This window comes from Paraburkholderia sp. TE9906, from assembly GCF_056279605.1.
Genome location: NZ_JBWCCT010000012.1, coordinates 26,187 through 50,492 on the forward strand (window position 1 = coordinate 26,187; position 24,306 = coordinate 50,492).

Below are 24,306 nucleotides of genomic sequence, written 5' to 3' on the forward strand. Positions count from 1 at the left end.
CGATTGACCCGATTGCCGAAGCCTGCGCGCACCATGGGCGCAGGCTGCGCGGCGCGACGCTCGTGGCCCGAATTTGAAATGGCGACGGGTCACGAGACTGCCTCGAAAACGAGCGGATCGCCGACGGACAATCCATGCTGGCTCGCGCCACCTGCCGGCATTTCTAGCGTTAAGGTCGCGCGAAGGTTGAACAGCACGCGGCACCTCGGCACATCGCGATGAATCGCGACGATGCGCCGATGCCGGTCGACAAACACCACGTCGATGGCAAAGCGCATGCCGAACGTATGCACCGATCCGCAGCGTTCGAGCAGCAACGCTTCGCCGGGGGCAAGGTGATCGCGGCTGAGCAGGCCGCGCAGCCGTTCCCGGGTGGTTTCCGTGATCGACACCTCGACACCGGAGTCGCGTCCGCGAACGTGGAGACGAGCCGCCTTCACAGCAAGCCCGCCTGGACGAACTTCATCGCGATCGGGAAGCCCAGCACGATAAACGTGACCGGAAAGATGAACATCAGCAGTGGGAAGATCAGCTTCACCGGTGCTTCCATCGCCTGCTTTTCCGCGCGCTGAAAGCGCTCCGAGCGGCGCTGTTCGGACTGAAAGCGCAGCGATTTCGCGAGACCCGAGCCCATTCGTTCGGCCTGCACGACGGCGCCCACCAGGTTGGTCACTTCCTTGATGCGCAAACGGTCGTCCAGGCGGCGCAACGCTTCCGTGCGGTTCAGGCCGGATTTGAGGTCGCGCAGCACGTGTTCCAGTTCCCATCTTAATGGTCCCGTTGGACCTTTTTCGACCGCTTTCTGAATCGCGCCGTTGACGTTCAGGCCGGCTTCGACAGCGAGCGTCAGGAAGTCGAGATAGAGCGGCAGATGCTTGCGGATTTGCGCGACGCGGCGCCGCCGCACGTCGCGGGTCCAGAGGCGCGGGTAGAAGTAGCCGAGAAGGCCCGCGCCGATCAGTGCCAGCACTGACCACATGCCCAGCAGCAGCATCAGCAGCAGCGCGACGAGCATGGCCAATGCCGCGCCGATGATCGACAGCGCGATGAACTGCCGTGCGTTCATCAGGAACGTGAGCGATGTCAGCCGCAACTGCAGATCGGTTCTCTCGACCAGCTTCGGGCTGAACCGGCTGCCGACATGATGGACCACGAAATTGACGAGCGGCCAGAGCGGCCGTAGCGACTTCGGCAGCGGATCGAGAAACAGGCGATTCTCCAGCGGCACCGCGCCGATGAGGTTGATGATCGATTTGCCGCCGATGCCGACAAACACGATCACGCCGATACTGACGACAAGAGCAATGAATAGCAGCATAGGTCACACGTCGATGTGGGTGATTTTTTGGATCGAGGCGTAGCCGAGTATTTCCATCACGCCGATCACTGCGAGTGTGGCCCAGCCGACCGGTTCGCCGAACAACGGCGCCATCGCCGTGGGTTCCATAAAGTGCAGCACCAGCATCAGAAAGAGCGGCAGACAGGTCATCACGATGCCTTGCATGCGGCCTTGCGAGGTCAGCGCCCTGATCTTGCCTTCCATCTGCAGTTTCTCGCGCAACGTGCGCGCGACAGACTCCAGTGATTCGGCGAGATTGCCGCCGACTTCACGCGCGATCGTGACGGCGGCGGTCATCATCAGAAGGTCGGGGATCGGGATGCGCTTTTCGATGTTGCGCATCGCGATGTCCAGATCGATGCCGAGGCGGATTTCGCGCATCAGCAGATCGAACTCCTGCGAGATCGGCGCGGTGGTCTCGTGCACCACAGCTTCGAGCGCGCTCGGAAAGCTCGCGCCCGCGCGCAGCGCGCCGGACATCATCAGCAGCGCGTCGGGCAGTTGCTTTTCGAGCGCCTCGATGCGCTTGCGACGCATCCGCGCCAGATACCGCCTGGGCAGCACAAGCGCGATCGGCACGCAGGCTGCGGCAATCAGCAGGCTGTGAGTCAGCAGAAACACCGCGAACGGCAGGCCGAACATCAGCAACAGGCTCCATGCGGCAGCCTTCTGCCGGTTCACGAACACGAAGGCGTCGGCGAGCGATGACTCGATTTCGCCTGCCATCTGCCGCGTACCGGCTCTGAGCGTGACCGTACCGGTGCGAGCGACCAGCAAAATTAGCGCAAGGCAGCCGGCGAACGTGAGCGCGAGAATAAAGGAAAGCGTCATAGCTGGCCTTTCAGTTGACGCGCGTGAAGATGTCGGTATTCACGGGAATGCGCCGGCGAATCAGCTCCTGATAGAAATCGGGGATGTACGCCGTGGGCACGAACTTGCCGCGAATCTTGCCGTCCTCGCCGAAGCCTTCTTCCTTGAATACGAACACGTCCTGCAGCGTGATCATGCCCGACTCCATACCGCTCACTTCCGTCACATGCGTGACGCGGCGCGAGCCGCAGGAAAAGCGCGACTGCTGCACGATGAGATCGACCGCCGAGCTGATCTGTTCGCGGATCGCCTGCACCGGCAGGTCGAGCCCGGCCATCAGCGTCATGACTTCGAGACGCGCAATGCAGTCGCGTGGCGTGTTGGCGTGCAGGGTCGTCAGCGAACCGTCGTGGCCGGTGTTCATCGCTTGCAGCATGTCGAGCGCTTCGCCGCCCCGGCACTCACCGACCACGATCCGGTCGGGCCGCATCCGCAAGCAGTTCTTCACCAGATCGCGGATCGGGATCGCGCCTTTGCCTTCCATGTTTGCGGGACGTGCTTCGAGCGACACGAGGTTCGGTTGTGATAGTTGCAGCTCCGCCGCGTCCTCCACGGTGACGATGCGTTCGTCGTCGGGAATGTAGTTGGACAGCACGTTCAGCAAGGTTGTCTTGCCCGAGCCGGTGCCGCCGGAGATGATGATGTTGGCGCCCTGCTCGACGGCGGTATGCAGGAACTCGAGCATGTCCGGCGAGACCGAGCCGAACTGGATCAGATCTTCGCCTTGCAGCTTGCGTTTCAGGAACTTGCGGATCGTGATGCTCGGCCCTTTCAGCGCGAGCGGCGGGATCACGGCGTTGACGCGCGAGCCGTCGGCGAGACGCGCGTCGACCATCGGCGAGCTTTCGTCGATGCGGCGGCCGATTGGCGCGACGATGCGCTCGATCGCGCCGAGCACTGCGCGGTCGTCGGTGAAGATGACGGGCGATCGGGTCAGGCGGCCGTCCTGCTCGACGAAAATTTCGTTGTGGCAGTTGACCATGATTTCCGACACGCTCGAATCGGCGATCAGTTCTTCGAGCGGACCGAGCCCGATAATTTCGTCGAACACGCTTTTCTTCAGCGTGGCGAGCGGGACGTCCGCCGTGTGGAAGCTGCGGTCGTGATTCAGGATATCGTCGAGCGCGGCGCTGACGGTTTCGCGCAGTTCGTCTTCTTCCATGCGCGCGACGTTCAGACGCCGCAGGTCGAGCGCGGCGATGACCTTCATGTGCGCCTGTTTGCGCAGTTCGATGCCGAGCGGACTGTTGATCGGCGCAATGGGTAGCGCGGCGGCCGCGGTCCGTTTGGCGTAGAGACTGCGCGTAGGTAGACGACGCGTATCAAGGACGGGCTGGGGGCGGGTGGTGGTTGCGTTGCCGGGCACGCCGGGCGATGGTTGCGTGGCCGGGGCGCTCGGGACGGCGGAGATTGAGCGGTCGGCGGCGGCCGGGTTCAGCGAGCCGCCTTGGGCGAGTGCCGCAGCGCGAGCGGTGAGCGAGGGCTCGACGTGTGTCGATGCGGGAGCTTGTGGTAACTGCGTCGGCTGGGTTGGTTGCGATAGCGACGCTGATTGTGCCGAGTGCGCGAGCTGGGCGGCTTGCGTCGCGGCGTGTGCAGCCTGCGACGCCTGCTGCGCCGCGCCCACGCCACGAACAATCCTGATCGTCGTCATGCCGACCTCGATCTGGTCCGCCTCGGTCAGCGGACCAAACCGCGTGATCGGCGAGCCGTTGACGAGCGTCGCCACGATGCCGCCCTGGTCTTCGATGTAATAGGCGTTGTTTTCCCGAACGATGCGCGCCTGCAGCTTGCCCGTGAGCATCCCTCTGACGACGATGTCGCAGCTCGCATTCTTGCCGATCGTGCAACCCTGTTCGATCTGCAATGTCCGCGTCGGCGCATGGCGCGTGTGAATCTGAAGATTGAGCATGATGTTCTTTGACTGCGCCGATCAGTTGGCCGGATTGCCGAGCACGCCGACCTGTTGCGGCGGAACCTTGCCGTTCAAAACCGGCTGTGCGGGGTCGCGTGGCGCGCTCGGCGCCGCAGGCGGGTGCTGCGCGGCGATCAGCATGCGCAGCGTTTCGGCGATGGCCTCTGGCGGCATGCTGGCAGCCGCCGTCGATTGCGTCGATTGCGTCGATTGCGTCGATGGCGGCGAGGCACGGCCCGATGCGGGCAGGTCCTTCGATGCCTGGTTGGAAGGGAGCGTTGATGCAGGCCCCTGCGTCGCCCCGCTCACCGACGCGGGCGAGCGACGCGGATCACGTTGCGGGACAGATGTCTGAGACGACCCACGCCCGGAAATGGAAGCCGGATCAGGCGCTTGCTCCGAAACCGGCATCCGCGTCTGCTCCACCGCCGGCGTGCTGCGCAGCGGCGCCGGTAAAAACGCGGGCGTGGCCGTGATCGGCTGGCGCGGCGCGACGATGCGCGTCGCCTTTTCCTCATCCGCCACCAGCGGCTCGGGATTGCCGTATTCCTTGCGGAAGGCCTGATCCACGGTGTCGGCGCGCGCCAGCAGATTCGTGTTGGGATCGAGCGCCGGATCGGAGATGAGCGGCGTCACGAAAATCACCAGATCGCTTTTCTTCGCGCGGAACGCGTCCGAGCGGAACAACTGGCCGATGATGGGCAATTGGCCGAGAAACGGCATACCGGTGGAATTGTTCGCCACATCCGCGCTGATCAGACCGGAAATTGCGAGCGTCTCGCCAGCCCGCATCGAAATATCCGAACTCGTGTTGCGGGTCAGAAAGCCCGGCATGCCGCTGTAGGTCACCGTGGGATCGATCTGGCTGATCTCGGCGGTCAGGTGCGCCGAGATAATGTTGTTCGCGTCGACCACCGGCACGATGTTCAGTTTGATCCCGTAGTCCTTGTACTGCACGTTGGTTGTGCCCAACGCGCCCGATTGCGGTATCGGCACCTGGCCGCCGGCGAGGAAGCTCGCTGTTCCGCCGCTCTTCGTATTCAGCTCGGGCGCGGCGAGAATGTACGCGTCGCCGTTGCTGACGGCGAAGTTGATCTGCGACGTGATGTTCGACGCGATGCCCGCGAGGAAATAATTCGTGCCCGCGGTGACGGCTTTGGCCGCCCCCGTCGCAAAGGTCGCGGCGCCGGCGACCTGCGGGCCGTTGAACGCGCTGTCCCACGCAATGCCGAGGTTCCTTTGCCCGTTGCGGGTCACTTCCATGATCTGCACCTTGAAGTGGACCGTCTTCTTTAGCGCGTCGCCTTCATCGACCTTGGTGGTGTCGATCACGTTCTTCATGTCTTGCGTGGCGGCTTTGACGATCGACACCATGTCCCGATGCACGACACCGGACAGGACGATATTCGAACCGATGGGGTCGATCTGCAGTCCCGGCACCGACTTCAGCACCGAGCGCAGTTGTTGCACCGACGCGTTCACTTCCGCTTTGGCGATGCGTACCGTGGCTTGCAGCGCGATGCCTTTCTCGTTCCAGACCACCAGCGACGTGATGCCGTCCCGTTCGCCGAGAAGCATCAGGCTGCCGTCGACCACATTCGCGGTGAGCAGCCTGCCGTTGCCGATCGCGATACGTTTTATCGTGCCGGGGAGATGGAGAATCCGCACTTCGCCGCTGAACATTTCGAGCACACGGGTACTTGCGAACGCGTCGCCCGAAGCAGTGGCTGGCGGATAGACGGCTTGCGCGAATGCGGTCGGAGCGGCTCTGCACATCACGATGCCGATGAGGACGGACGGCAGGACCCGATGACGCAATCGCGCCGCATTGTGTTTGACTTTCATGGCGTGAAACCTGGCCTCTGTACTTGAGTTCTACCTGGACGGGCTGGGTGCCACGGCCTTCTGCAGTTGTTGAGCGATGGCGTTGGCCTGCTCGTAGAGGCTGGGCTCGCGCTGTGCCGTTTCGCTCTGCGGGGCGGCGGCCGCGGTGCCCTCGGTGCGAGTCGACTGCGCGGGAGCCGGCTGCGGCCCAGGACCGACCAGCACGCTGCTGCCATTCGAACCGCCGCCCGAAATCATTTCGACGACCTGAGCGGCCGGACCGCCGCCGGGCGTCGGCGCGCCTCGCGTGGGGTCGATGAACACGTCGCTTTCCTGCACCAGTGGCGGACCGTCACTGCCTTTGTCGTCGGCGTTGCGCAGGATCAGGCGCAAGCCGCCGATCCGCTGTGCAAGCGCGACGCGGGGCACGTCGTCGACCGGCACTTGCAGCGTGACGGTCGTGTAGCCCATGCCTTGCTGTCGGCTCATCGCGTTGTTGCCGGCATTCGCCGGGTCTTGCTGGGCGGCTTCGCCCGCGTCGCGCGGACGAATGTCCTGACCGGTTGCGAGCACCAGCACGTTCGCCATCAATAGTTGGGCGACTTTCTTGTCGTCGGATGCATGGTCTTCGCGGAACACTTTGCCGAGCCAGTACAGATCGACCCGGTTGCCTGGGCGAAGGAGCAGCGCCGTCGAGTTGACCGTGTCGATTTCGACTGTCAATGCGCGCTGTCCCGCAGGCAGTGCGTCCGAGAAGTCGCGGCCGCGCAGCGCGTCGATGTCGCCGGCACGCAGCGGCAGACCACGTCGGACCGGTTTGACGAGATGCGCCGTGCGGTATTGGCCGAAGTCGTCCGGGCGGATCATGTCGTCGTAGACCATGTCGCCCGGAATTTCGCGGGCGACGAATTCGCTGCTCGACAACGGCGTGCCGACGGGCACGTCATGCGCCGGCACGACGACCTGCACGCCCGAGCGCACGGTTTGCGCGGCGATGTCCGCTTTGAGTTTGGTCTCGCGATCGTTCAGGTACGTGTAGAGCAGGAACGTGAGACCCCCTGCGACCAGAACAGCAAGGAACAGCAGTACCCAGGAATTCGCGAAGAGCGAGCGGAGGTTTATTTTCTTGAGCATGGACAATCGACCGTGGCCGGTCAGGGAAGCGATAGGGTGAAGCTGTAAGCGCCGAACAACGACTTCAAGCCGGTGACGAGTGCGGTGAACGGTGCGACGGTGTCGCCCGTCTCCATCAGCAGAATGCCGATCAGCGCGGCGGTGACGACGAGATATTCCGCGTACGCCTGGCCGCGCTGCCGGCTGCGCCGCGTCGCGAAGAGAGGGAAACGTCCCGGTTGTTGCATCTCAGCGGTTCCTTATTGCATTGACGACCGCGACGGTCTTGCCGTCGCGATCCGAAAAACTGACGTCCACGCTATCGCTGCCGTGTCGCATCGCGAATGCCGTGTCTTGCGCGGATGCCGCGCCACTGGAGCGATAGTCCGGCTGGTGGCCTACGCTCACCCAGCCGCGCGTCGCGAGATGGTTGCGATAACGCTGCGCGTTCCAGCGCGCGTCCCCGAGGATGTCGAGCTGCCACGTGCGCCCCGTCTGCCCGGGGTCGCGGCTCTCGACATCCGAAACCACCTTGCCGTCTTCCGGCAGTGGCACGGCGGCATCCGGAAGGCGATGCTCCGACTGGCCGCCACCGAGCCGGATCACGCTCATGAGTCCGCGTGTGCGCTCGCCTGGCTGTTGCGGCGCAATGCTCAGCACGTAGAGGCACTGGCCGTCCAGTGCGCTCAATAGCCATCCTGATGAACTCGGCAGGCCTTTCGCCGGCACGTCTTCGCGACGCCAGAAGTCGCGGAATGCGTTCGATACGTCGTCCACCGCGCCGGCGAATTGCATCCCTGTGACCGAGGCCGGCACACCGTTGACGATCATGTCGCGGCCGATGGCCACCGTGCCCTGTGGCTGCACTGGCATCTTGTTGCAGGCAGCATCGGCCGCCGGAATGCCGGCGATCAGCGCGCCTGCCAGGCAAGCGCCGCGCACGAGGCGAGCCATACGCTTCATCGGCTCGAACGTCATGGATTCAAACGATCTGGCGGGACGACGTCTCGTCGGATGCGGCCGAACTCAAGCGTCGAAATTTCCGGGGCGTACTTCTGCAGCCCCGAATAACCGCCCGATGGCACGAGCGTGGCGTGCGCGGCCGGTACTGCCTCGCTGAACAGCTGCTCGTTGCTGGTGGCGCCGTCCGGCACCCAGGCGTTGCTCATCAATACGTTGGTGTCGGAGAAGGTGAGGCCGCTGAAGGCGGGCAACTGATCGTCTTTTGGCCAGAGCCGCTTCAGCACGTCGCTGCTCTGCGCGATGGAAATGCTGACGGAGCCGGACTGCAGCGTGCTCGTCGGCAGGCTCAGGTGCGCGCTGTAGGGTGTCCCCGCAGCAGTGGGAACGGACCACTGGGCAAGGGCTACGCCGCTCTGGGCGCTGGCGGGATCGGCTGTCTCGCTGGTGCCGACCGCGACGTCATTCACCGATGCCAGCAGAGGATGCCCGCCGTAGTCTTTCCACATGGCCGGCTGGGACGAGGCCAACTGGGTCTGTTGGCGGTCGAGGCTGGAGATCGGCGCGGCGTCGCCGGCCATCACGCGTTGCATCACTTCGGCCTTGAGTTCGGCGTCTGCTTTGGCGACGCTCAACGCGGCGCTGCCATAGGTGCTCGACCAACCTTCCGTGGTGCCAGGATCGGCGGCGAGGTTCTTCTTCCCGTCGCTGTCCGTCCACACGGTGCGCTCCCATGCGACGTAGCGGGAACTCATCAGCGTGCGGTTGCGTACGTCGTTGAACTTGCCGAGCATGACGATCGCGAGCAGCAGCACGCTCATGACCATGACCATGGACACGAGGAATTCCGCCATCGCCTGACCCGATTGCGCGGCGGCTTTTACGTAGGTTTGACCTTGTCTCATTGCGTATGAAGCTCGGGATCAGGGCTGTGAGGCGACTGACATCTGGCTTTGCTGAGCCGCGGCGCGTTCGCTGGCGCTGACCGGCGCAAGCGCGGCTTGCCAGTACGGGCTGAACAGACTCGGGTATTCGGTCTTCTGGTCAGGGCGCGCCCATTGATCGGCGTTCAACAGGCCGCCGATGATGGAAACGCCGGAAGAGGTTTCATCGGGCCGCACGAAATAGGCATGGGCGCTCGACAGCGCGCGCATTGCGCCGCTGGGCGCATCGATGTCGACCTTCATGATGCCGCCGCCTTGCAGGCCGGTGGTCTTGAGCAGCGTATCGGTGTTGCGCGTCACTTCGATCGTGATGCGTGGCGCCTGGGCGGCGAGCTGTGTGCCGCGCACTTCCTGATAAGGCAGCAGGCCGCCGTTCACCGGGTCGAGCGAAGGACCGGGGGTCTGGCTGAACTGTTCCGCCATTGAGCTCGGCACCCGGCCGGGCACCGACGTGCCGGTGTAGCCGAAGTTGAAGTAGCCGCCATAGCCTTCCCAGTCCTCCGCCGCCACGAACGGCGGGTGGGTCATGAAGCTGGTGATGTTGCCGTTCGCACTGCCGCCGTGACCGGCAATGGATTCGATCGGCCCGATACAGCTGATTCTGAGGAGCGCGGTGCTTGCGTCGATGGACTGCCAGCCGGCTTTGTCGCTGCGAAGCTGGGTGCCGCCGTCGTGCGTCACGTTGATGGTGAACGTGCTGTTGGCGCCGCATATTTTGTTGGCGCTGTCGTTCAGTTGCTGGAAGTTCGGCGCGACGCTGCGCACCGAGTCACGATTCTTGACGAAACCGTCGAGGGTGTCAGGGTTCGTCACCACGTCGGCAAAGTCATCCTGACCGAGGTTGCCCGCGGGCGTGACGGTGGCAGTGTACGAGGACCACGCCGCCAGTTGCGCCGCGTTGCGATCGCTGATGAAGTAGCCGGCGGTGACGTGCGTGTCAGGCTGGTTGAGTTGCGCGATTGCGTCGGCCGTGTCGGGGACCGCGGTGAAGACGGCGGTGTGATAGTTGGCCTGCGCCACGCTCAGCGCGCGATTGAGCTCGCCGATGTCCCGGGCGACCGTGGGCAGCAGCGCGTCGAGCGCGGCACGCACCGGCGCGATGTCGGCTTTGCCGATCTGTTTCGGTGTACTCCATTGCGCAGGATGATCCGCCAGCGTGGTGACCGTCGTGTCGAGATTCGACTGCGAGTAGGTCGCGTCGAGTTCGTCGATCCATGATTTCAATGCGACCACCTGCGCGGCCGTGACCTGATTGGCGATCATGGCGCGGTTCGTGTACGCGGAGAAGTTGTAGTCGCGTGCCTGCAGCACGGCTGCGCTGTATGCGGCGGCGTCGGCCGTGTTCTGAAGTTTGATTTTGGCGCTGGTCATCTGGAGCGAGTCGAACGCCACATAAAGGCCGATGCAACCGACCAGCAGAAACAGCAGTGCAGGGACCAGCGCCTGCCCGCTAGCGCTGGCGACCCTGGCCCTGCCCTCGCGGGCAGAGCGGTTCATGGTGGATATCGCTGATTTCGGTGAGGTTACTTTTTGTTCGCTTTAGTTGTTCCCGTTATACGTGCCCATGTTCTTCGCGGTCTCCGCCTTCGTCGTCGCTGTGTTCGCATTGGTTTTCGCGGTCGAAATGTTATCCCCCGCATCCTGGCCGGACATTTCCATTGCAAGGCCAGCGGTCTGGTCACGCAGCGTCCGACCGAACAGCGAATACACGGCAATGGCCGACACCGCAATCAGGGCGACGATGATGATGTATTCCGTCATGCCCTGGCCGAGGTGTTTGTTGCGACGGCAAGTGTGTGAGAGTTTCATGATTTGTATTAAAAAAATGGGTGTCGGCTGAACACGTTTGCGCCGATTTTTGGCGTTACATGTGAAATTAATTAATAATTAATGCCCCTAAAAACGCAGGCAACGTGTCGGGACGAAGTATAGGAATGTATTTATCTTGAAAATCGAAGAAAGTTCTGAATCTCAATGACGCAATTTCGCATGACGTGCGGTCAAAAAAAACAGATGAACATCGGAGCATTTCATCGATGTCGGAGCGTGAACAGGCTAACGTCCGGCATCGTGCGCGTGGCGCAGCGCATCGCCGCGCGTTTCCCGGTGCGAGCGGGAGCGGCCCGAAATCCCTGCCGGCTAAGGCGATCGTTCGGCCCCTTCGATCTTGATGGTGGCCGCGGCGCTCGTCTGTGGCACCTTGCGCGATTTCAATCGGTCGTCCACACGCTGCTGTTGTAAAGGCGCCACGAGAGAGCGCGCAAACAAGATTTTTTTAGATTCGTTTAAACGGCTCGGATTCAAGCTGGGCGTGCTTAATGCCAGTGATTGCGATTTTTCCCGTGTTTATACGGACAATTCCTACGTAGTTTACGCATTTCCTGATTTTTATGGATAGGGCTGCCAGTTAAATTTGCGACGCGTGAAAAACTTTAGTCGAGCCTTAAAAGCGCCGGCCAGTTTTTTTGCGGGAGGCGTGTGCGCACGATTTCTCAAATCGAACTGCAAGCGGGGCTTGCCCTTTATTCAAGGAATGTATGAATAAGTCGTATATCAGCGTCTGGAATGACGTTTCCGGAACGTGGGTGGCTGCACCCGAGACTGCCAGGACACATTGCGGAACGGGAACTGCATCCTCGCGGACTATCACGTCCCGAACGGAAACGGCAAGCCGACTGGCGGTGCCGCTCAAGGCTGCGTTCATGCCGATCGCGATGGCCATCGGCGCGGCCATGTTGCCGGGTACCGCGGTAGCCCAGGCGTCAACAGGCAACGGCGGTCTGGAATTGTGCCCGGGCGGCGCAGGTGGGGTGGGGTCCTCATGGGGGCCGCTGTCGAGCGCTGTCGGTGTCATGGATTGCTCCTCGACCGGTGAGAATAGTGCTGGCATGTCCTTTTCGTTGAACAACGCGGCAACCGACAACGGCGCATGGGGCTTCAACACCAACAACATCACCGCCCGCGTCACCGGCTATGACGATGGCCACCTCGAGCTCAAGGGCACGGGCGGCATCAGCATGCTCAATAACGTCAGCATGACGGGCAACAAGGTCACCGATCTGGCAGCGGGTGACGTCTCGTCGGATAGCACGGACGCAGTGAACGGCCAGCAGCTTTATCAAGCCACGCGCTATTTCAAGGCGAATTCCGCATCGAGCGATTCGTCGACTGATGCGCAGGCCACCGGACTCAACTCGGTGGCGTCCGGACCATCGGCAAGGGCGCTCCAGACCGATTCCAGCGCATACGGCGCGAACGCTATTGCATTGGCAGCCAGCTCGGTTGCCCTGGGCGCAGGCTCGCAGGCTACCCGTGCCGACACGGTATCGGTCGGCTATCTGTCGCCGGACGGCGTGACAAGCTACACGAGACAGATCACCAACGTGACTGCAGGCTCGGCGTCTACCGATGCTGTCAACGTCGCCCAGCTGGATGCGGCTATCCGCGGCGTGAGCGGCGGCACCGGCATTCCCGTCGACAATCCGGTGACGTACGACACTCCCGTAGCCAGCCTGATTACGCTCAAGGGCGCGACCGGCACGAAGATCACGAACCTGACGGATGGCGACATCTCCAGCGCCAGCAGTATGGATGCCGTGAACGGTTCGCAGCTGTTCAGGACTAACCAGAATGTGGCCGAGGTCGCGAACAACGTTGCTGGCGTGACGAACATTGTCAACAACCTCGTGGCGAATGGCCTCGCGAGCTCGCCGCTCATGGTGGCGTACGACTCGTCCGCTCGCGATACGGTGACGCTTGGCGGCGCGGGCAACACGGCGCAGGTCAAGCTCACCCACGTGGCGGAGGGCGACATCTCGTCCGCGTCTAGCACCGACGCGGTCAACGGCGGGCAGTTGTACCAGACCAACCAGAACCTGGCGACACTGGCGGCCAACGTGGGCGCGTTGGGACCGAGTCTTTTCGACAATGGCATCAAGTATTTCCATACTAATTCGACGCTGGCCGATTCCTCGGCAGTCGGAACGGACTCGGTGGCGATCGGCGGCGCGGCCCTCGCCTCGGCAGCCAATTCGGTCGCGCTGGGCTCCAACTCGACGGCGGATCGCGCCAATGCCGTGTCGGTGGGTGCGGCTGGCGCGGAGCGTCAGATCATCAACGTGGCGGCAGGTTCGGTGGACAGCGATGCGGTCAACCTGGCGCAGATGAAGGCGGCTATCGCCTCTCTCGGCGCCGGGCCGGGCTCGCCCAACGCGGTCGTCTACGACTCGGCGACGCACGACATGCTCACGCTCGGCGGCGCGACGACGGCCCCACAGGTTCTCGTGACGAACGTGGCCGCTGGCCAGGTTTCGTCGGGCAGCACTGACGCAGTCAACGGCGATCAGTTGTACAAGAGTGCCAGCGGACTTGCTTCCGCTCTGGGTTCCGGTGCGTCGGTCAATTCGGACGGTTCGATCACTGCGCCGGGCTACCTGGTCAGCGGCACCACGTACAACAATATCGGCGACGCGCTGTCCGCAATCAACACAGCAGCGGGTGATCTGGTTGGCGCTGCGAAGTATGTCAAAGTCGTATCGACGGCGCCCGCTGCACTGGCAAGTGGTGCCGAATCGGTGGCGATTGGCGGTGGCGCTGTGGCGACCAAGGCCCGGACGCTTGCGATCGGTACTGGCGCGACGGCAATGTTCGACAACTCGACGGCTATCGGCGTGAATGCTGTCACGGACGCATCCTATACGGTGTCTGTCGGCAGTAGAGGCGCGGAAATGCGCATTACCCACGTCGCCAATGGCATCGATCCAACCGATGCCGTTACGATGGCGCAGTTGGACGCGTTGCAATCTCAGATTACGGGTACGGCGACGAGTGGCGTGAAGTCGATGATGCAGAACTCGGCTTCCGTGTTGAGCTACATTGCGGTGAGTTCGTACACGACCCAGGGTTCGGCCACGTCCGCTGCGGATGTGATGAACGCCATGGCGATCGGTCCGGTCGCAGCGGCGACTGGAGTCGACGCATTGGCCGTCGGCGCCGGTGCTGCCGCAGGCAGTGATTCGAGCACGGCAATCGGCTCAGGCGCGGGAGCGCTGTCGGTGAACTCGACCGCAATCGGTGCGAGTGCGACTGTTGGCGCGCTGTCGGACAACTCTGTGTCCATCGGTTACAACACGCGTGCCAGTTCGACCAACGCATTGGCACTCGGCAGTTACGCCAGCGCCACGAGTCCCGGTTCGGTCTCTGTCGGTTATAACTCGTTCGTCAGTCAGGCGGCCACGAGCGGCTTGGCGCTGGGCGTCAATGCGACGGTTAGTGCTGCGAACAGCGTGGCGATCGGCTCGGGCGCGATCGCGAATCGCGCCAACGTGGTGTCGGTGGGTAACGCCAGCAGGCAGAGCCAGATCGTCAACATGGCGGCGGGTACCAGCAGCACCGATGCGGTGAACGTCAGCCAGCTGTCGGGGGTGGCTGCTGCGATCGGCGGCGGCGCAACGGTGAACCCGGATGGCACGATCCAGAAGCCGAGTTTCACGATCGGCGGACAGACCTATGCTGATGTCGGCTCGGCCCTCGCGGCTACGGCAGGCAACTCGGTGCAATACGATACGCCGGCGCACGACAAACTGACGCTGGGCGGTACGGACGCTTCAGCGCCGGCAGTGACGCTGTCGAACGTGGCCAACGGCGTGGGCGACAGCGACGCCGTCAACGTGGGCCAGCTCAAGCAATTGGGCATGAACGTCGACGACAGCGGCAATCTGACGAATAGCTTCGTCGCGTACGACGATAAGACGCTCGGCACGATCACGCTCAAGGGTACGGATGGCACGACAATCGCGAATGTGAAAGCGGGCGAGCTCTCGGACAAGAGCCTGGAAGCGGTAAATGGCAGCCAGCTGTACGAAACGAACGCGAACGTGGCCAATGTGGCCGGCAATCTCGCCAACGTTGCGGGTAACGTGGCGAACATGGGCGACGTCCTCAACAACATCGTTGTTGAGGGTGGAGGCATCAAGTATTTCCACGCGAATTCCACGCTTGCGGACTCCTCGGCAACCGGGGTCGACGCGGTCGCGATCGGTGGCGCAGCCAGCGCAACGGCAGCCAACTCGGTGGCGCTGGGCGCGAACTCGGTTGCGGACCGTGACAACACGGTGTCGGTGGGGGCGGCCGGTTCGGAGCGCCAGATCATCAACGTGGCGAATGCTACGAATAACACCGACGCAGTGAATCTGTCGCAGTTGCGGGCGTTGGGCGCGAACGTCGACAGCAGTGGTGCGGTGACGAGCACCTTCGTTGCATACGACGATGCGACACTCGGCGCGATCACGCTCAAGGGTACGGATGGCACGACAATCGCGAATGTGAAGGCGGGCGAGCTCTCGGACAAGAGCCTGGAAGCGGTAAATGGCAGCCAGCTGTACGAAACGAACGCGAACGTGGCCAATGTGGCCGGCAATCTCGCGAACGTCGCGGGCAACGTGACGAACATGGGCGACGTCCTCAACAACATTGTTGTTGAGGGTGGAGGCATCAAGTATTTCCACGCGAATTCCACGCTTGCGGACTCCTCGGCAACCGGGGTCGACGCGGTCGCGATCGGTGGCGCAGCCAGCGCAACGGCAGCCAACTCGGTGGCGCTGGGCGCAAACTCGGTTGCGGACCGTGACAACACGGTGTCGGTGGGGGCGGCCGGTTCGGAGCGCCAGATCATCAACGTGGCGAATGCTACGAATAACACCGACGCAGTGAATCTGTCGCAGTTGCGAGCGTTGGGCGCGAACGTCGACAGCAGTGGTGCGGTGACGAGCACCTTCGTTGCATACGACGATGCGACACTCGGCGCGATCACGCTCAAGGGTACGGATGGCACGACAATCGCGAATGTGAAGGCGGGCGAGCTCTCGGACAAGAGCCTGGAAGCGGTAAATGGCAGCCAGCTGTACGAAACGAACGCGAACGTGGCCAATGTGGCCGGCAATCTCGCGAACGTCGCGGGCAACGTGACGAACATGGGCGACGTCCTCAACAACATCGTTGTTGAGGGTGGGGGCATCAAGTATTTCCACGCGAATTCCACGCTTGCGGACTCCTCGGCAACCGGGGTCGACGCGGTCGCGGTCGGTGGCGCAGCCAGCGCAACGGCAGCCAACTCGGTGGCGCTGGGCGCAAACTCGGTTGCGGACCGTGCCAACGCGGTGTCGGTGGGGGCGGCCGGTTCGGAGCGCCAGATCATCAACGTGGCGAATGCTACGAATAACACCGACGCAGTGAATCTGTCGCAGTTGCGAGCGCTGGGCGCGAACGTCGACAGCAGTGGTGCGGTGACGAGCACCTTCGTTGCATACGACGATGCGACGAAGAATACAATCACGCTCCGCGGTGCGGGTGCGACCGATGCGGTTCTGTTGACGAACGTCGACAAAGGTCAGCTCGCTGCGTCTAGCAGCGACGCAGTGAATGGCGCTCAGCTCTACAACGTGGCGCAGTCGACCGCCAAGGCGCTCGGCGGCCAGGCAAGCCTTCTAGCGGATGGCACACTGTCCCAGCCGTCGTACGTGATTACTGGCTCGACCTATGCCGATGTTGGTTCGGCCCTGTCCGCTGTCGATGGCCAGCTCGACCAGATCAACACGAACTTTTCTACCAATCTGAAATACGTCAAGGTCGTGTCGAGCGCGGGCACAGCGCAGGCTGGCGGCACCGAGTCGATTGCAATCGGCGGCAACGCACTCGCGACCAAGGCGAATTCGTTGGCAATCGGCGCAGGCGCTACGGCAGCCTTTGCCAATTCGACGGCGCTTGGCGTGAACGCAATCACGGATGCGGAAAACACGCTGTCTGTCGGCGCCAAGGGGCAGGAAGTGCGTATCACCCATGTCGCGGACGGTATCAATCTGACCGATGCGGCGACCGTGGGCCAACTGGATGCGCTGCAGACCCAGCTGCTGGCGAACGCCGCGTCTACCAGTGGTGTGAAGTCGATGATGCAATCCTCGGCTGCAGTGTTGAGTTATATCGCGGTGAGTTCGAAGGTAGTCCAGGGCGGCAACACGACAGCTTCGGACGATTTGAACGCCATGGCAATTGGCCCGATGGCGAGCGCTACGGGTGAGGGGGCCTTGGCAGTCGGCGCGGGCGCGATTGCCGGCAGCAGCGGATCGACCGCGGTCGGCACGACCGCTGCAATTGCGTCCATCAATGCTACGGCAATCGGCGAAGGTGCATCGGTTGGCGCGTACTCGGACAACGCGGTGTCGATCGGTTACAACGCCCGTGCTAGCGGCATGAACGCAACGGCAATGGGCACGACGGCAAGTGCCACGAGTATCGGTTCCGTTGCGATTGGCTATGGTTCGTTCGCGGCCCAGGCCGCCACGGGCGGCATGGCGCTGGGTCTGAACTCGACGGTTAGCGCAGCCAACGGCGTGGCGATCGGCTACGGCGCGATTGCCGACCGTGCCAATGCTGTCTCGGTGGGTAACTCCGGCCGGCAAAGCCAGATCATCAACGTGGCAGAGGGTACCAGCAATACCGACGCGGTAAACTTGGGTCAAATGACTGCAGCGATCAATGCTGCCGCCGGCGGCGGTTCGCCTGATGCTGTCATTTACGACACCCCGGCGCATGACAAGCTTACGTTGAACAACGGCGGCGCGGCGGTGACGGTGTCGAATGTGGCGGCAGGTGTTGCCAACAACGATGCCGTGAACGTTGGCCAATTGACGGCGATGGGCGCGAAGTTCGATACCAGCGGCAACCTGTCGAACGCATTCGTCGCGTATGACGATGCAAACAAGACACAGGTTACGCTCGGCGGTACGGGTTCAACCGTGCCGGTGGTGCTGGCGAACGTTGGCGCGGGGCAAGTCGCGTCGAGCAGCAAGCAGGCAATCAACGGTTCGCAACTGTACGGCGCGATGAGTAGTACAGCCGCCGCGTTGGGTGGCGGCTCGACGGTGAACTCGGACGGCCAGGTCAGCAAGCCCGTGTACACGATCGATGGTAATTCGTACAGTGGCGTCGACTCCGTAGTAAACGCCCTGAATGACAAAATCAAGACGGGTGGCAATGCTGACGGTGTGGCCTACGACACCTCAGCGCATGACATGCTGACTCTGGGCGGAGTAGGCGCCAAGACGCCGGTGACCATTGCAAACGTGGCCTCAGCTACGGCAGACGACCAGGCCGTGAACCTCAAGCAAATGAAGGACGCTGGCTTGAGCGTCGACTCGTCGGGCAACGTGACCAACTCGTTCGTCACGTATGACAACGCCGGCAAGACTACGCTGACCTTTAACTCGGGCGGCACACCGACCCAGTTGAAGAACGTGGCAACAGGCGTGGACGCGACTGATGGCGTCAACGTCGGGCAGATGCAGTCGTATGTCTCCACGTATGTCAACACCAATGGCGGTGGCGGTGGCGGCACGGCAAACGCCGTTGCCTACGACGATTCCTCGAAGAGCCAGGTGACGTTAGGCGGCACGGGGGCTCTCGCACCGGTCAAGCTGACGAACGTGGCGGAGGGCACCGCAGCGACGGACGCGGTCAACTATGGGCAGTTCTCGAGTCTCCAAAGCCAGTTGAACAACCTCCAGGCCGGCGATGGCACGGGCGGCAGCACGTACATCAACGTCGGCGCGCCGGGGGCGGGCGACAGCGGTACCGCTGCGGTCGCATCGGGCTCGGACTCCATCGCGATCGGTAGCGGTGCTGCGGCAACCGGCACGGAGTCGATCTCGATCGGCAAGGCCGCGGTGACGGCGGGTAACGGTTCGGTCGCGTTGGGTTCCGGCGCGACGGCTCCGAACACCAACTCGGTCGCGCTGGGTGCAGGCTCCACGACGGATCGCGACAACTCGGTGTCGATGGGAGCGGTCGGTGCGGAGCGCCAGATCACCAACGTCGCGGCGGGTACGCAGGGTACCGATGCGGTCAACATGAATCAGTTGAACAGTGCCATGGGCAACATGAACAACTCGATTCATAACATCGATCGCAACGCGGCCAAGGGTATCGCTTCGTCATCGGCACTGAACATCGTCACGCCGTATCTGCCGGGTCGCACCACGTTGAACGCCGGCATTGCCAACTACCGCGGCTACCAGGCTGTGGGTCTGGGCGTGTCTCGCTGGAACGAGAAGGGCTCGATCAACTACAACCTCGGCGTGTCCACCTCGGGCGGCAATAGCACCATCGTCCGCGCTGGTATCGGCATCGTCCTCGGCAACTAAGTAACGGCCGCAAGGCTTTGAATCGAAGCTTGAGACGTTAGCCGTCTGGGTCGCACGGGAAGCTTCCGTGCGACCCTTCCATGAGAGACAGACATGAAGTATTCGTTAATTGCCATCGCGCTTGCCGCGATGCTCGCAGGATGTTCGTCGTCCGCGACACGCGATCGGCTGCAGATCCAGGACCCCACGGTTCTGCAAACCGGATTCACCGCGACGCAGAATCAGGCCTCCGGCGCGGTGACGCCACAGTGGATCGCGACCTACAGCGCCATCAAGAACGGTGCCACGTTACGCTCGGTAAAGTCGCGTCTGACCGCACTGGGCGAGCGCAAGAATAACTATTTCGGCGACAAGGCGCAGTGCTGGCTGGACGCCGCCGCCGATGAGCGCTCGTTGCACGACGGTTGGGGTTTCGTCGAGGAGGCGCTGGTCGAGGCCAACCGCCTGACTGCGGCGCTGGAAACCGGGCAGGGACTCTCCGTCGACAATCCGGATTTACGGACCGCTGCGATGATCCGGCCGGATCTGTGGAAGCAGATTCTCGCTGCGAAGACCTCGCCGTTGTTCCCGCAGTGCCAGGAAGCACAGCGTCTGACGGCCTGTTCGGAAGTCGAGATGATTCACGCAGGTCACGAAGCGTGGACGCGGAACTTCGACGAGAGCCAGCGCCTCGTCGATGGCGTCGAGAGGGGTTTGCCAGGCATCGGCGCCGCGCTCCAGAGCTGCACACCGCCGCCGGTTGCCAAGACCGATCCGATCATTCCGTCGAAGGTGACGCTACAAGCTGACGCGTCGTTCAAGTTCGATCGGGGCGATCTGGCGGGCATGTTGCCGACAGGCAAGGTCAAGCTCGACCAGTTGGTGCGTGACCTCGAACGGGTCGACGACGTAACGAGCATCCGCATCGAAGGCTTTACGGATCGTCTGGGCAGCGACAGCTACAACCGTCAGTTGTCAGCCAAGCGCGCTGAGACAGTCAAACTGTACTTACAGAACGGCGGCGTCAAGATACCGATCATGGCGCGTGGCCGTGGCAAGGAAGATCCGGTGGTGCAGTGTAATGACCGCAACCGTCAGGCGTTGATTGACTGCCTCGCACCGAACCGGCGCGTCGAACTCGACTTTGCACGTGGTAACGGGCAGGAGTCGGTTGCGCCGCTGGGTCAGCGCACGCAATCCCGACGCTTGCTGCAAGGTCAGCAAGACCAGTGAAATCAGGAGTGGCCGGGCCCGCATGGCCGACCATTTCCTTTATCGGTGGTACTTGAGATCAACATGAAGAGCGCGAACGATGTTCGCGCTCTTCTCTTACAGGGTTCGGAGCAAGAGTACCTGTGAGTCAACAGTGCTCAGATTGCTGCTCACCAAAACCGCCACCGCACGAGGTGAGCCGGTGTTTCTCAGACATCGATCGAAGCATCGTCATGGCAAATTGCAGCTAGGCAATTGCCATCGCTCATGCAGGAAAAATCTTTCCGATATTGCAGAAAATTCACCGTATGTTGCGGAAAAATATTTCCGTTAGCGTTGTTAATATTTAACTCTGGTTAAATTTGGGCTGGTTCGATTCGTTTTATGCCCATTGATTCAATATCAAAGGCGAGCTATAAATGAAGAGAATTGTGATTATCGACGACCACCCAATTATTCGGGGGACGATAGCCGGCGTGATCCACGCCGATCCCGAGCTGGACATGGTGGGAGAATGCGGCGACGGGGAAGACGGGCTGAAAATGGTGCTGACCGAATGTCCGGATCTGGTCATTCTCGATCTCGATTTGCCGCGGCTAGACGGTTTATCCCTGATCCGTCGCATTCGCGCGCAGAATCTGAAAACCAGTATTCTCGTTCTCTCCGCCAAGCCAGAACATGTTATGGCGAGTTATACGCGCAATGCCGGAGCCAATGGTTATGTCAGCAAAGGTCGGGAAATCAGCGAGCTGATTACGGCGCTAAAAACTGTGTTATTCGGCTATGACTGCTTCCCGGCGGATACGGCCGATCCCGCTGTCGGGAGCAGACTGAAGTCCTTGTCGACGCGTGAGGTGGAGGTGTTGCAGCACCTCGCGCGTGGTGCCAGCAATCGCGAAATCGCGACCCGTCTGTTTCTCAGCGACAAGACCGTGAGCACCTACAAGAGCCGTATCCAGGAAAAACTGGGACTCGGGTCGTTGGCGGCGCTGATCGAGTTTGCTTCGCTGCATAAGTTGATCGATTGAGTTTTGCGGGCTATGAACGACATGAGCCTGAGGGGTTCTTTGGTGGATGTGCATCGTCGTGCGCCGTTCGCCGTCGACAACTTCTCTCCCTCGCACGCCCATCGTGGACAGCAAACGGCGATCCGTTTGGCGACGCTATTGGGTTGTCTCTTTGCGTATGCACTGCTGTGCATGCTTCCGATTTATGCCAACGCTACACCGTCGATCGGCAGCGCATCACGCATGGTGCTCGCTAATGGTTCGCGCCAGGCATCAGCGCCGGGTGAACACGACGCCGCGGCCAGCCAGGCGCCGCCGGCTCGTGACGCCTGGGCGCACGAAGGCGCCATTCCCGGCACAACACCACACACGTCTGCTTCAAAATACAGTAAAGACGCCCTCACCGACCAGTCTGCACAGAGCGCGCCGGACGCCCGCACTGCCCAGGCTGCACCCGGCGCACGACAGCCGTGGATACCGGCGCTGGCATTGGCGCTGGCAGTTGCCGCAGTCCTGTCTCTCATCAGCACGTGGCGGTCCCGTGCAGCGCTCAAACGAGCAATCGAACAATACAAACAGATCACGAACGAATGGGCGCGCCGCTGCGAAGCCGCCGAAGCGGGAGCGCAGGCTGCCCGCATTGCAGCGAGCGGCGAGGCAAACGTCGACGTGATGGCCGCACAGTTGTGGCTTCGCGACGCAACGCTCCGGTATGTGAAAGCGCCGTTGTCCGCAGTCGCTGCCCTGCTCGGCTCGCTTGACACAATACCTGCAACGCCCGCACAACGCCGGCAGTCAGCCGTGGTCCAATCCGCGTTGCGCACTTGGAGCCAAACGCTCGACGATCTGCTCGATAGCTCGCCGCTCGACTCACGCGCGGTGATCATCGAGGAAAGCGTCACAGACCTGCGTGCGCTTATCGATGGCGTCATCGCGCTGCTAGCGCCGTCCGCGACGCAACAAGGCGTGCGACTGAGTGCGAGCGTCGATCGTCAACTAGCCCATACGATCCTCGCCGACCCCGCTCGGCTCGGCCAGCTTTGTTTCCATCTGTTAAACCGAACGCTTCAACTCGGCGCGCATCGAGAGATCGTGCTCGTGGTGCGTATCGGCGCGCTGAATTCGAGAGCGCAGCGCATCCTCATCGGCGTGATGGAAACGGGGGCGACGAACACACCGGCCACGCCGCGGCCGCATCTCGGCTTGGTCGCCGGCAATCCGAGCACGGACACGAGCAAGGTACCGGATGGCAGTGAAGCCGAAGCCACCGCCGAAGCCGCCGACGCCGACGCCTATTTGCCGCTGTGTCGCATACTCGCTCAGCGTATGCGAGGCGAGCTTTCAATCACAAACGGCCCAATTTCGGACATTCATGCGAGCTTCGACGCGCCCTTCAAAGTCGAGCAGTGGGCACCATTGTCGCGACGCGAGCCAGGTGATACACCGCCGCGGCGTCCCCGGATAGTCACCAAATCTCGAGAGGCATCCTCAAGCCCAGCAAGCATCCTGCCCGAGCCTTTTGAACCTCGCTATCTGAACGCGCTTTCCGACGAAGGAGTGGATCTCCCCATCTTCCTCGACGGCTGGCGCCAGGCGATGGACGACGACCTCGCGCGCCTCAGCATCTTGCTGCATCTCCAGATCCATCCCGATCGTCAGCGCGCCCTGCTGCACAGGTTGAGCGGGGCGGCGGGTCTGGTCGGCGCGCTTGGTCTGATGGAGGCGTTGCGCCACGCGAGCGTGTCGCCGCTGGAACAGAGTGCCGACTCAATCGACGCGCTGATCGACCGCACGAGAAACCTGGTCAGGCAGTTCGAAGCGCCGCCCCGCGCACACCGGAACACTCACCCATGAACCGACCGCTGGCTTTGATTCAAGGCAGGCTGGCGCACCCGAATGCGCGGTTGCTCCGTGGCTTGCCGCCACCTTATGGCGTGTATCGGGAGCCGGTGCGCCCGGCAACACAGCGTCGGCCGCAACCGGCATGTCAGGACACCGTGCGACGTATGTCGCCGCCGGAACCTCACACCTGGTTTGCGCCGGGCCGGAAGTTTCGCTTTTTCTACAAGTCGCCGCCACCGCGCGACTATTCCTCGCGCCTCGAGGCGGAACTGGCCGAGGCGCGCAATTACCTCGAGATGGACAAAGCGCGCGAGCGTGCGTCCCGTTTGGACCATATGCTGGGGGCGACGCTCTTCGTCGCGTGCAGTATCGTGCTCGCGTGGCTGCTGTCGAGCAATGCTGCGCGCGACACTGGTAAGTTGGCAGCGGTGACGATAGCGGAGCCGGCCGTCACGACGCCAGGCGCTCCAGTTGCGGTCCGGCCACGAGCCTTGGGCAAATCGGCGCAGCCGGTCGCTGAGCTGATGCCGAACGTGGCACAGATAGCACCGTCGCCAGCCAAGCTCGCATCAGCAGGCGGACTTCGAAACGAGTCCAAACCGTCGCCGCAAACGGAACTGCTGGCCGCGCCGATACTCTTCGCACGGCACGCCGAACCACGCCCGGCTGCACGAGCATCGACCTACGACACGGCAAGCAGCTACACCGCCAAGGTGAACGTCAGGACCAAAGCCGCGGCCACGACCTCACACGACAGCCACCTACCAGCGGCCTACCCGATCGAAACGCTAGCCGACGACCACCAATCGCCGAGCCGCTCCCCACGTCCATCCATACCGCCCGCCGTGTTGGCGCAACCGGAACAAATAGTCCGCTCACCCGCTGCCGACGTCACCGTACAGGCCGCATTGCGTGATTGGGCCGCGCAGCAGCGGCACGCGCATGTCACGGCGCGAACGAACACAAACATCGCCAACGCCGCCAACGCCAGCCTCCTTGCTCCCGGCGAGCCCGACTGGAACACCCACCTGACCCAACGCCGAATCACCGATAACCCAACCGCCTTCGACACACCCAACACTCAATACTGACCGGCCATAAAAAA

At 62.5% G+C, this 24,306-nt stretch carries 16 protein-coding genes; 5 read left to right on the forward strand and 11 right to left on the reverse strand.

Annotation, left to right across the window (positions count from 1 at the left end):
* Positions 1–89: 89 nt before the first annotated feature.
* The 11 genes from ACZ9H4_RS27410 to ACZ9H4_RS27460 are packed head-to-tail and all read right to left on the reverse strand — an operon-like array spanning position 90 to position 10,774.
* The gene (locus tag ACZ9H4_RS27410) at positions 90–440 is read right to left on the reverse strand and encodes a DUF192 domain-containing protein (protein ID WP_408141758.1); all 351 of its coding nucleotides are present in this window, start codon (positions 438–440) and stop codon (positions 90–92) included.
* On the reverse strand, positions 437–1,318 hold the full coding sequence (locus tag ACZ9H4_RS27415; protein ID WP_408326577.1) for a type II secretion system F family protein: 882 nt from the start codon (positions 1,316–1,318) through the stop codon (positions 437–439). Before ACZ9H4_RS27415 ends, ACZ9H4_RS27410 begins: the two co-directional genes overlap by 4 nt.
* A gap of 3 nt (positions 1,319–1,321) precedes the next feature.
* On the reverse strand, positions 1,322–2,170 hold the full coding sequence (locus tag ACZ9H4_RS27420) for a type II secretion system F family protein (protein WP_408141756.1): 849 nt from the start codon (positions 2,168–2,170) through the stop codon (positions 1,322–1,324).
* Between the two features lie 10 nt (positions 2,171–2,180).
* The gene (locus ACZ9H4_RS27425; RefSeq protein ID WP_476121818.1) at positions 2,181–4,121 is read right to left on the reverse strand and encodes an ATPase, T2SS/T4P/T4SS family; all 1,941 of its coding nucleotides are present in this window, start codon (positions 4,119–4,121) and stop codon (positions 2,181–2,183) included.
* Between the two features lie 21 nt (positions 4,122–4,142).
* A complete protein-coding gene (locus ACZ9H4_RS27430; RefSeq protein WP_476121820.1) occupies positions 4,143–5,969 on the reverse strand; it encodes a type II and III secretion system protein family protein in 1,827 nt (608 codons plus the stop codon).
* Positions 5,970–5,999: 30 nt separating this feature from the next.
* Complete coding sequence (gene cpaB / locus ACZ9H4_RS27435) at positions 6,000–7,082, reverse strand: Flp pilus assembly protein CpaB (protein WP_408141753.1); 1,083 nt, start codon at positions 7,080–7,082, stop codon at positions 6,000–6,002.
* Positions 7,083–7,102: 20 nt separating this feature from the next.
* Positions 7,103–7,309: a hypothetical protein gene (locus ACZ9H4_RS27440; RefSeq protein WP_408141752.1), complete on the reverse strand. Its 207-nt coding sequence runs from the start codon at positions 7,307–7,309 to the stop codon at positions 7,103–7,105.
* Between the two features lies 1 nt (position 7,310).
* Entirely contained in the window at positions 7,311–8,039 is a 729-nt protein-coding gene (locus ACZ9H4_RS27445) for a hypothetical protein (RefSeq protein WP_476121823.1), read from the reverse strand.
* On the reverse strand, positions 8,036–8,926 hold the full coding sequence (locus ACZ9H4_RS27450) for a hypothetical protein (protein WP_408141750.1): 891 nt from the start codon (positions 8,924–8,926) through the stop codon (positions 8,036–8,038). The genes ACZ9H4_RS27445 and ACZ9H4_RS27450 overlap by 4 nt, the downstream gene beginning before the upstream one ends.
* 18 nt (positions 8,927–8,944) lie before the next feature.
* Positions 8,945–10,462: a pilus assembly protein TadG-related protein gene (locus tag ACZ9H4_RS27455; RefSeq protein ID WP_476121825.1), complete on the reverse strand. Its 1,518-nt coding sequence runs from the start codon at positions 10,460–10,462 to the stop codon at positions 8,945–8,947.
* A 42-nt stretch (positions 10,463–10,504) separates the two neighbouring features.
* On the reverse strand, positions 10,505–10,774 hold the full coding sequence (locus ACZ9H4_RS27460) for a Flp family type IVb pilin (protein ID WP_408326557.1): 270 nt from the start codon (positions 10,772–10,774) through the stop codon (positions 10,505–10,507).
* 728 nt (positions 10,775–11,502) lie between these two features.
* Between ACZ9H4_RS27460 and ACZ9H4_RS27465 the strand changes: the two genes are divergently transcribed.
* The 5 genes from ACZ9H4_RS27465 to ACZ9H4_RS27485 all read left to right on the forward strand — a co-directional run bounded on the left by ACZ9H4_RS27465 (position 11,503) and on the right by ACZ9H4_RS27485 (position 24,292).
* Entirely contained in the window at positions 11,503–19,161 is a 7,659-nt protein-coding gene (locus tag ACZ9H4_RS27465) for a YadA-like family protein (protein WP_476121828.1), read from the forward strand.
* Positions 19,162–19,254: 93 nt separating this feature from the next.
* Positions 19,255–20,373, forward strand: a complete 1,119-nt coding sequence (locus ACZ9H4_RS27470; protein ID WP_476121830.1) for an OmpA family protein — start codon at positions 19,255–19,257, stop codon at positions 20,371–20,373.
* Positions 20,374–20,771: 398 nt separating this feature from the next.
* The gene (locus ACZ9H4_RS27475; RefSeq protein ID WP_408326551.1) at positions 20,772–21,380 is read left to right on the forward strand and encodes a response regulator; all 609 of its coding nucleotides are present in this window, start codon (positions 20,772–20,774) and stop codon (positions 21,378–21,380) included.
* A gap of 12 nt (positions 21,381–21,392) precedes the next feature.
* Entirely contained in the window at positions 21,393–23,213 is a 1,821-nt protein-coding gene (locus ACZ9H4_RS27480) for a sensor histidine kinase (protein WP_476121832.1), read from the forward strand.
* A complete protein-coding gene (locus tag ACZ9H4_RS27485; protein ID WP_476121834.1) occupies positions 23,210–24,292 on the forward strand; it encodes a hypothetical protein in 1,083 nt (360 codons plus the stop codon). Before ACZ9H4_RS27480 ends, ACZ9H4_RS27485 begins: the two co-directional genes overlap by 4 nt.
* The last annotated feature ends 14 nt before the right edge of the window (positions 24,293–24,306 follow it).

What these genes read in the sequence shown, in the direction of transcription:
- ACZ9H4_RS27415 (WP_408326577.1), bottom strand. Translation starts at nt 1,318, where the DNA reads ATGCTGCTATTCATTGCTCTTGTCGTCAGTATCGGCGTGATCGTGTTT.
- ACZ9H4_RS27420 (WP_408141756.1), bottom strand. Translation starts at nt 2,170, where the DNA reads ATGACGCTTTCCTTTATTCTCGCGCTCACGTTCGCCGGCTGCCTTGCG.
- ACZ9H4_RS27425 (WP_476121818.1), bottom strand. Translation starts at nt 4,121, where the DNA reads ATGCTCAATCTTCAGATTCACACGCGCCATGCGCCGACGCGGACATTG.
- ACZ9H4_RS27430 (WP_476121820.1), bottom strand. Translation starts at nt 5,969, where the DNA reads ATGAAAGTCAAACACAATGCGGCGCGATTGCGTCATCGGGTCCTGCCG.
- cpaB (WP_408141753.1), bottom strand. Translation starts at nt 7,082, where the DNA reads ATGCTCAAGAAAATAAACCTCCGCTCGCTCTTCGCGAATTCCTGGGTA.
- ACZ9H4_RS27440 (WP_408141752.1), bottom strand. Translation starts at nt 7,309, where the DNA reads ATGCAACAACCGGGACGTTTCCCTCTCTTCGCGACGCGGCGCAGCCGG.
- ACZ9H4_RS27445 (WP_476121823.1), bottom strand. Translation starts at nt 8,039, where the DNA reads ATGACGTTCGAGCCGATGAAGCGTATGGCTCGCCTCGTGCGCGGCGCT.
- ACZ9H4_RS27450 (WP_408141750.1), bottom strand. Translation starts at nt 8,926, where the DNA reads ATGAGACAAGGTCAAACCTACGTAAAAGCCGCCGCGCAATCGGGTCAG.
- ACZ9H4_RS27455 (WP_476121825.1), bottom strand. Translation starts at nt 10,462, where the DNA reads ATGAACCGCTCTGCCCGCGAGGGCAGGGCCAGGGTCGCCAGCGCTAGC.
- ACZ9H4_RS27460 (WP_408326557.1), bottom strand. Translation starts at nt 10,774, where the DNA reads ATGAAACTCTCACACACTTGCCGTCGCAACAAACACCTCGGCCAGGGC.
- ACZ9H4_RS27465 (WP_476121828.1), top strand. Translation starts at nt 11,503, where the DNA reads ATGAATAAGTCGTATATCAGCGTCTGGAATGACGTTTCCGGAACGTGG.
- ACZ9H4_RS27470 (WP_476121830.1), top strand. Translation starts at nt 19,255, where the DNA reads ATGAAGTATTCGTTAATTGCCATCGCGCTTGCCGCGATGCTCGCAGGA.
- ACZ9H4_RS27475 (WP_408326551.1), top strand. Translation starts at nt 20,772, where the DNA reads ATGAAGAGAATTGTGATTATCGACGACCACCCAATTATTCGGGGGACG.
- ACZ9H4_RS27480 (WP_476121832.1), top strand. Translation starts at nt 21,393, where the DNA reads ATGAACGACATGAGCCTGAGGGGTTCTTTGGTGGATGTGCATCGTCGT.
- ACZ9H4_RS27485 (WP_476121834.1), top strand. Translation starts at nt 23,210, where the DNA reads ATGAACCGACCGCTGGCTTTGATTCAAGGCAGGCTGGCGCACCCGAAT.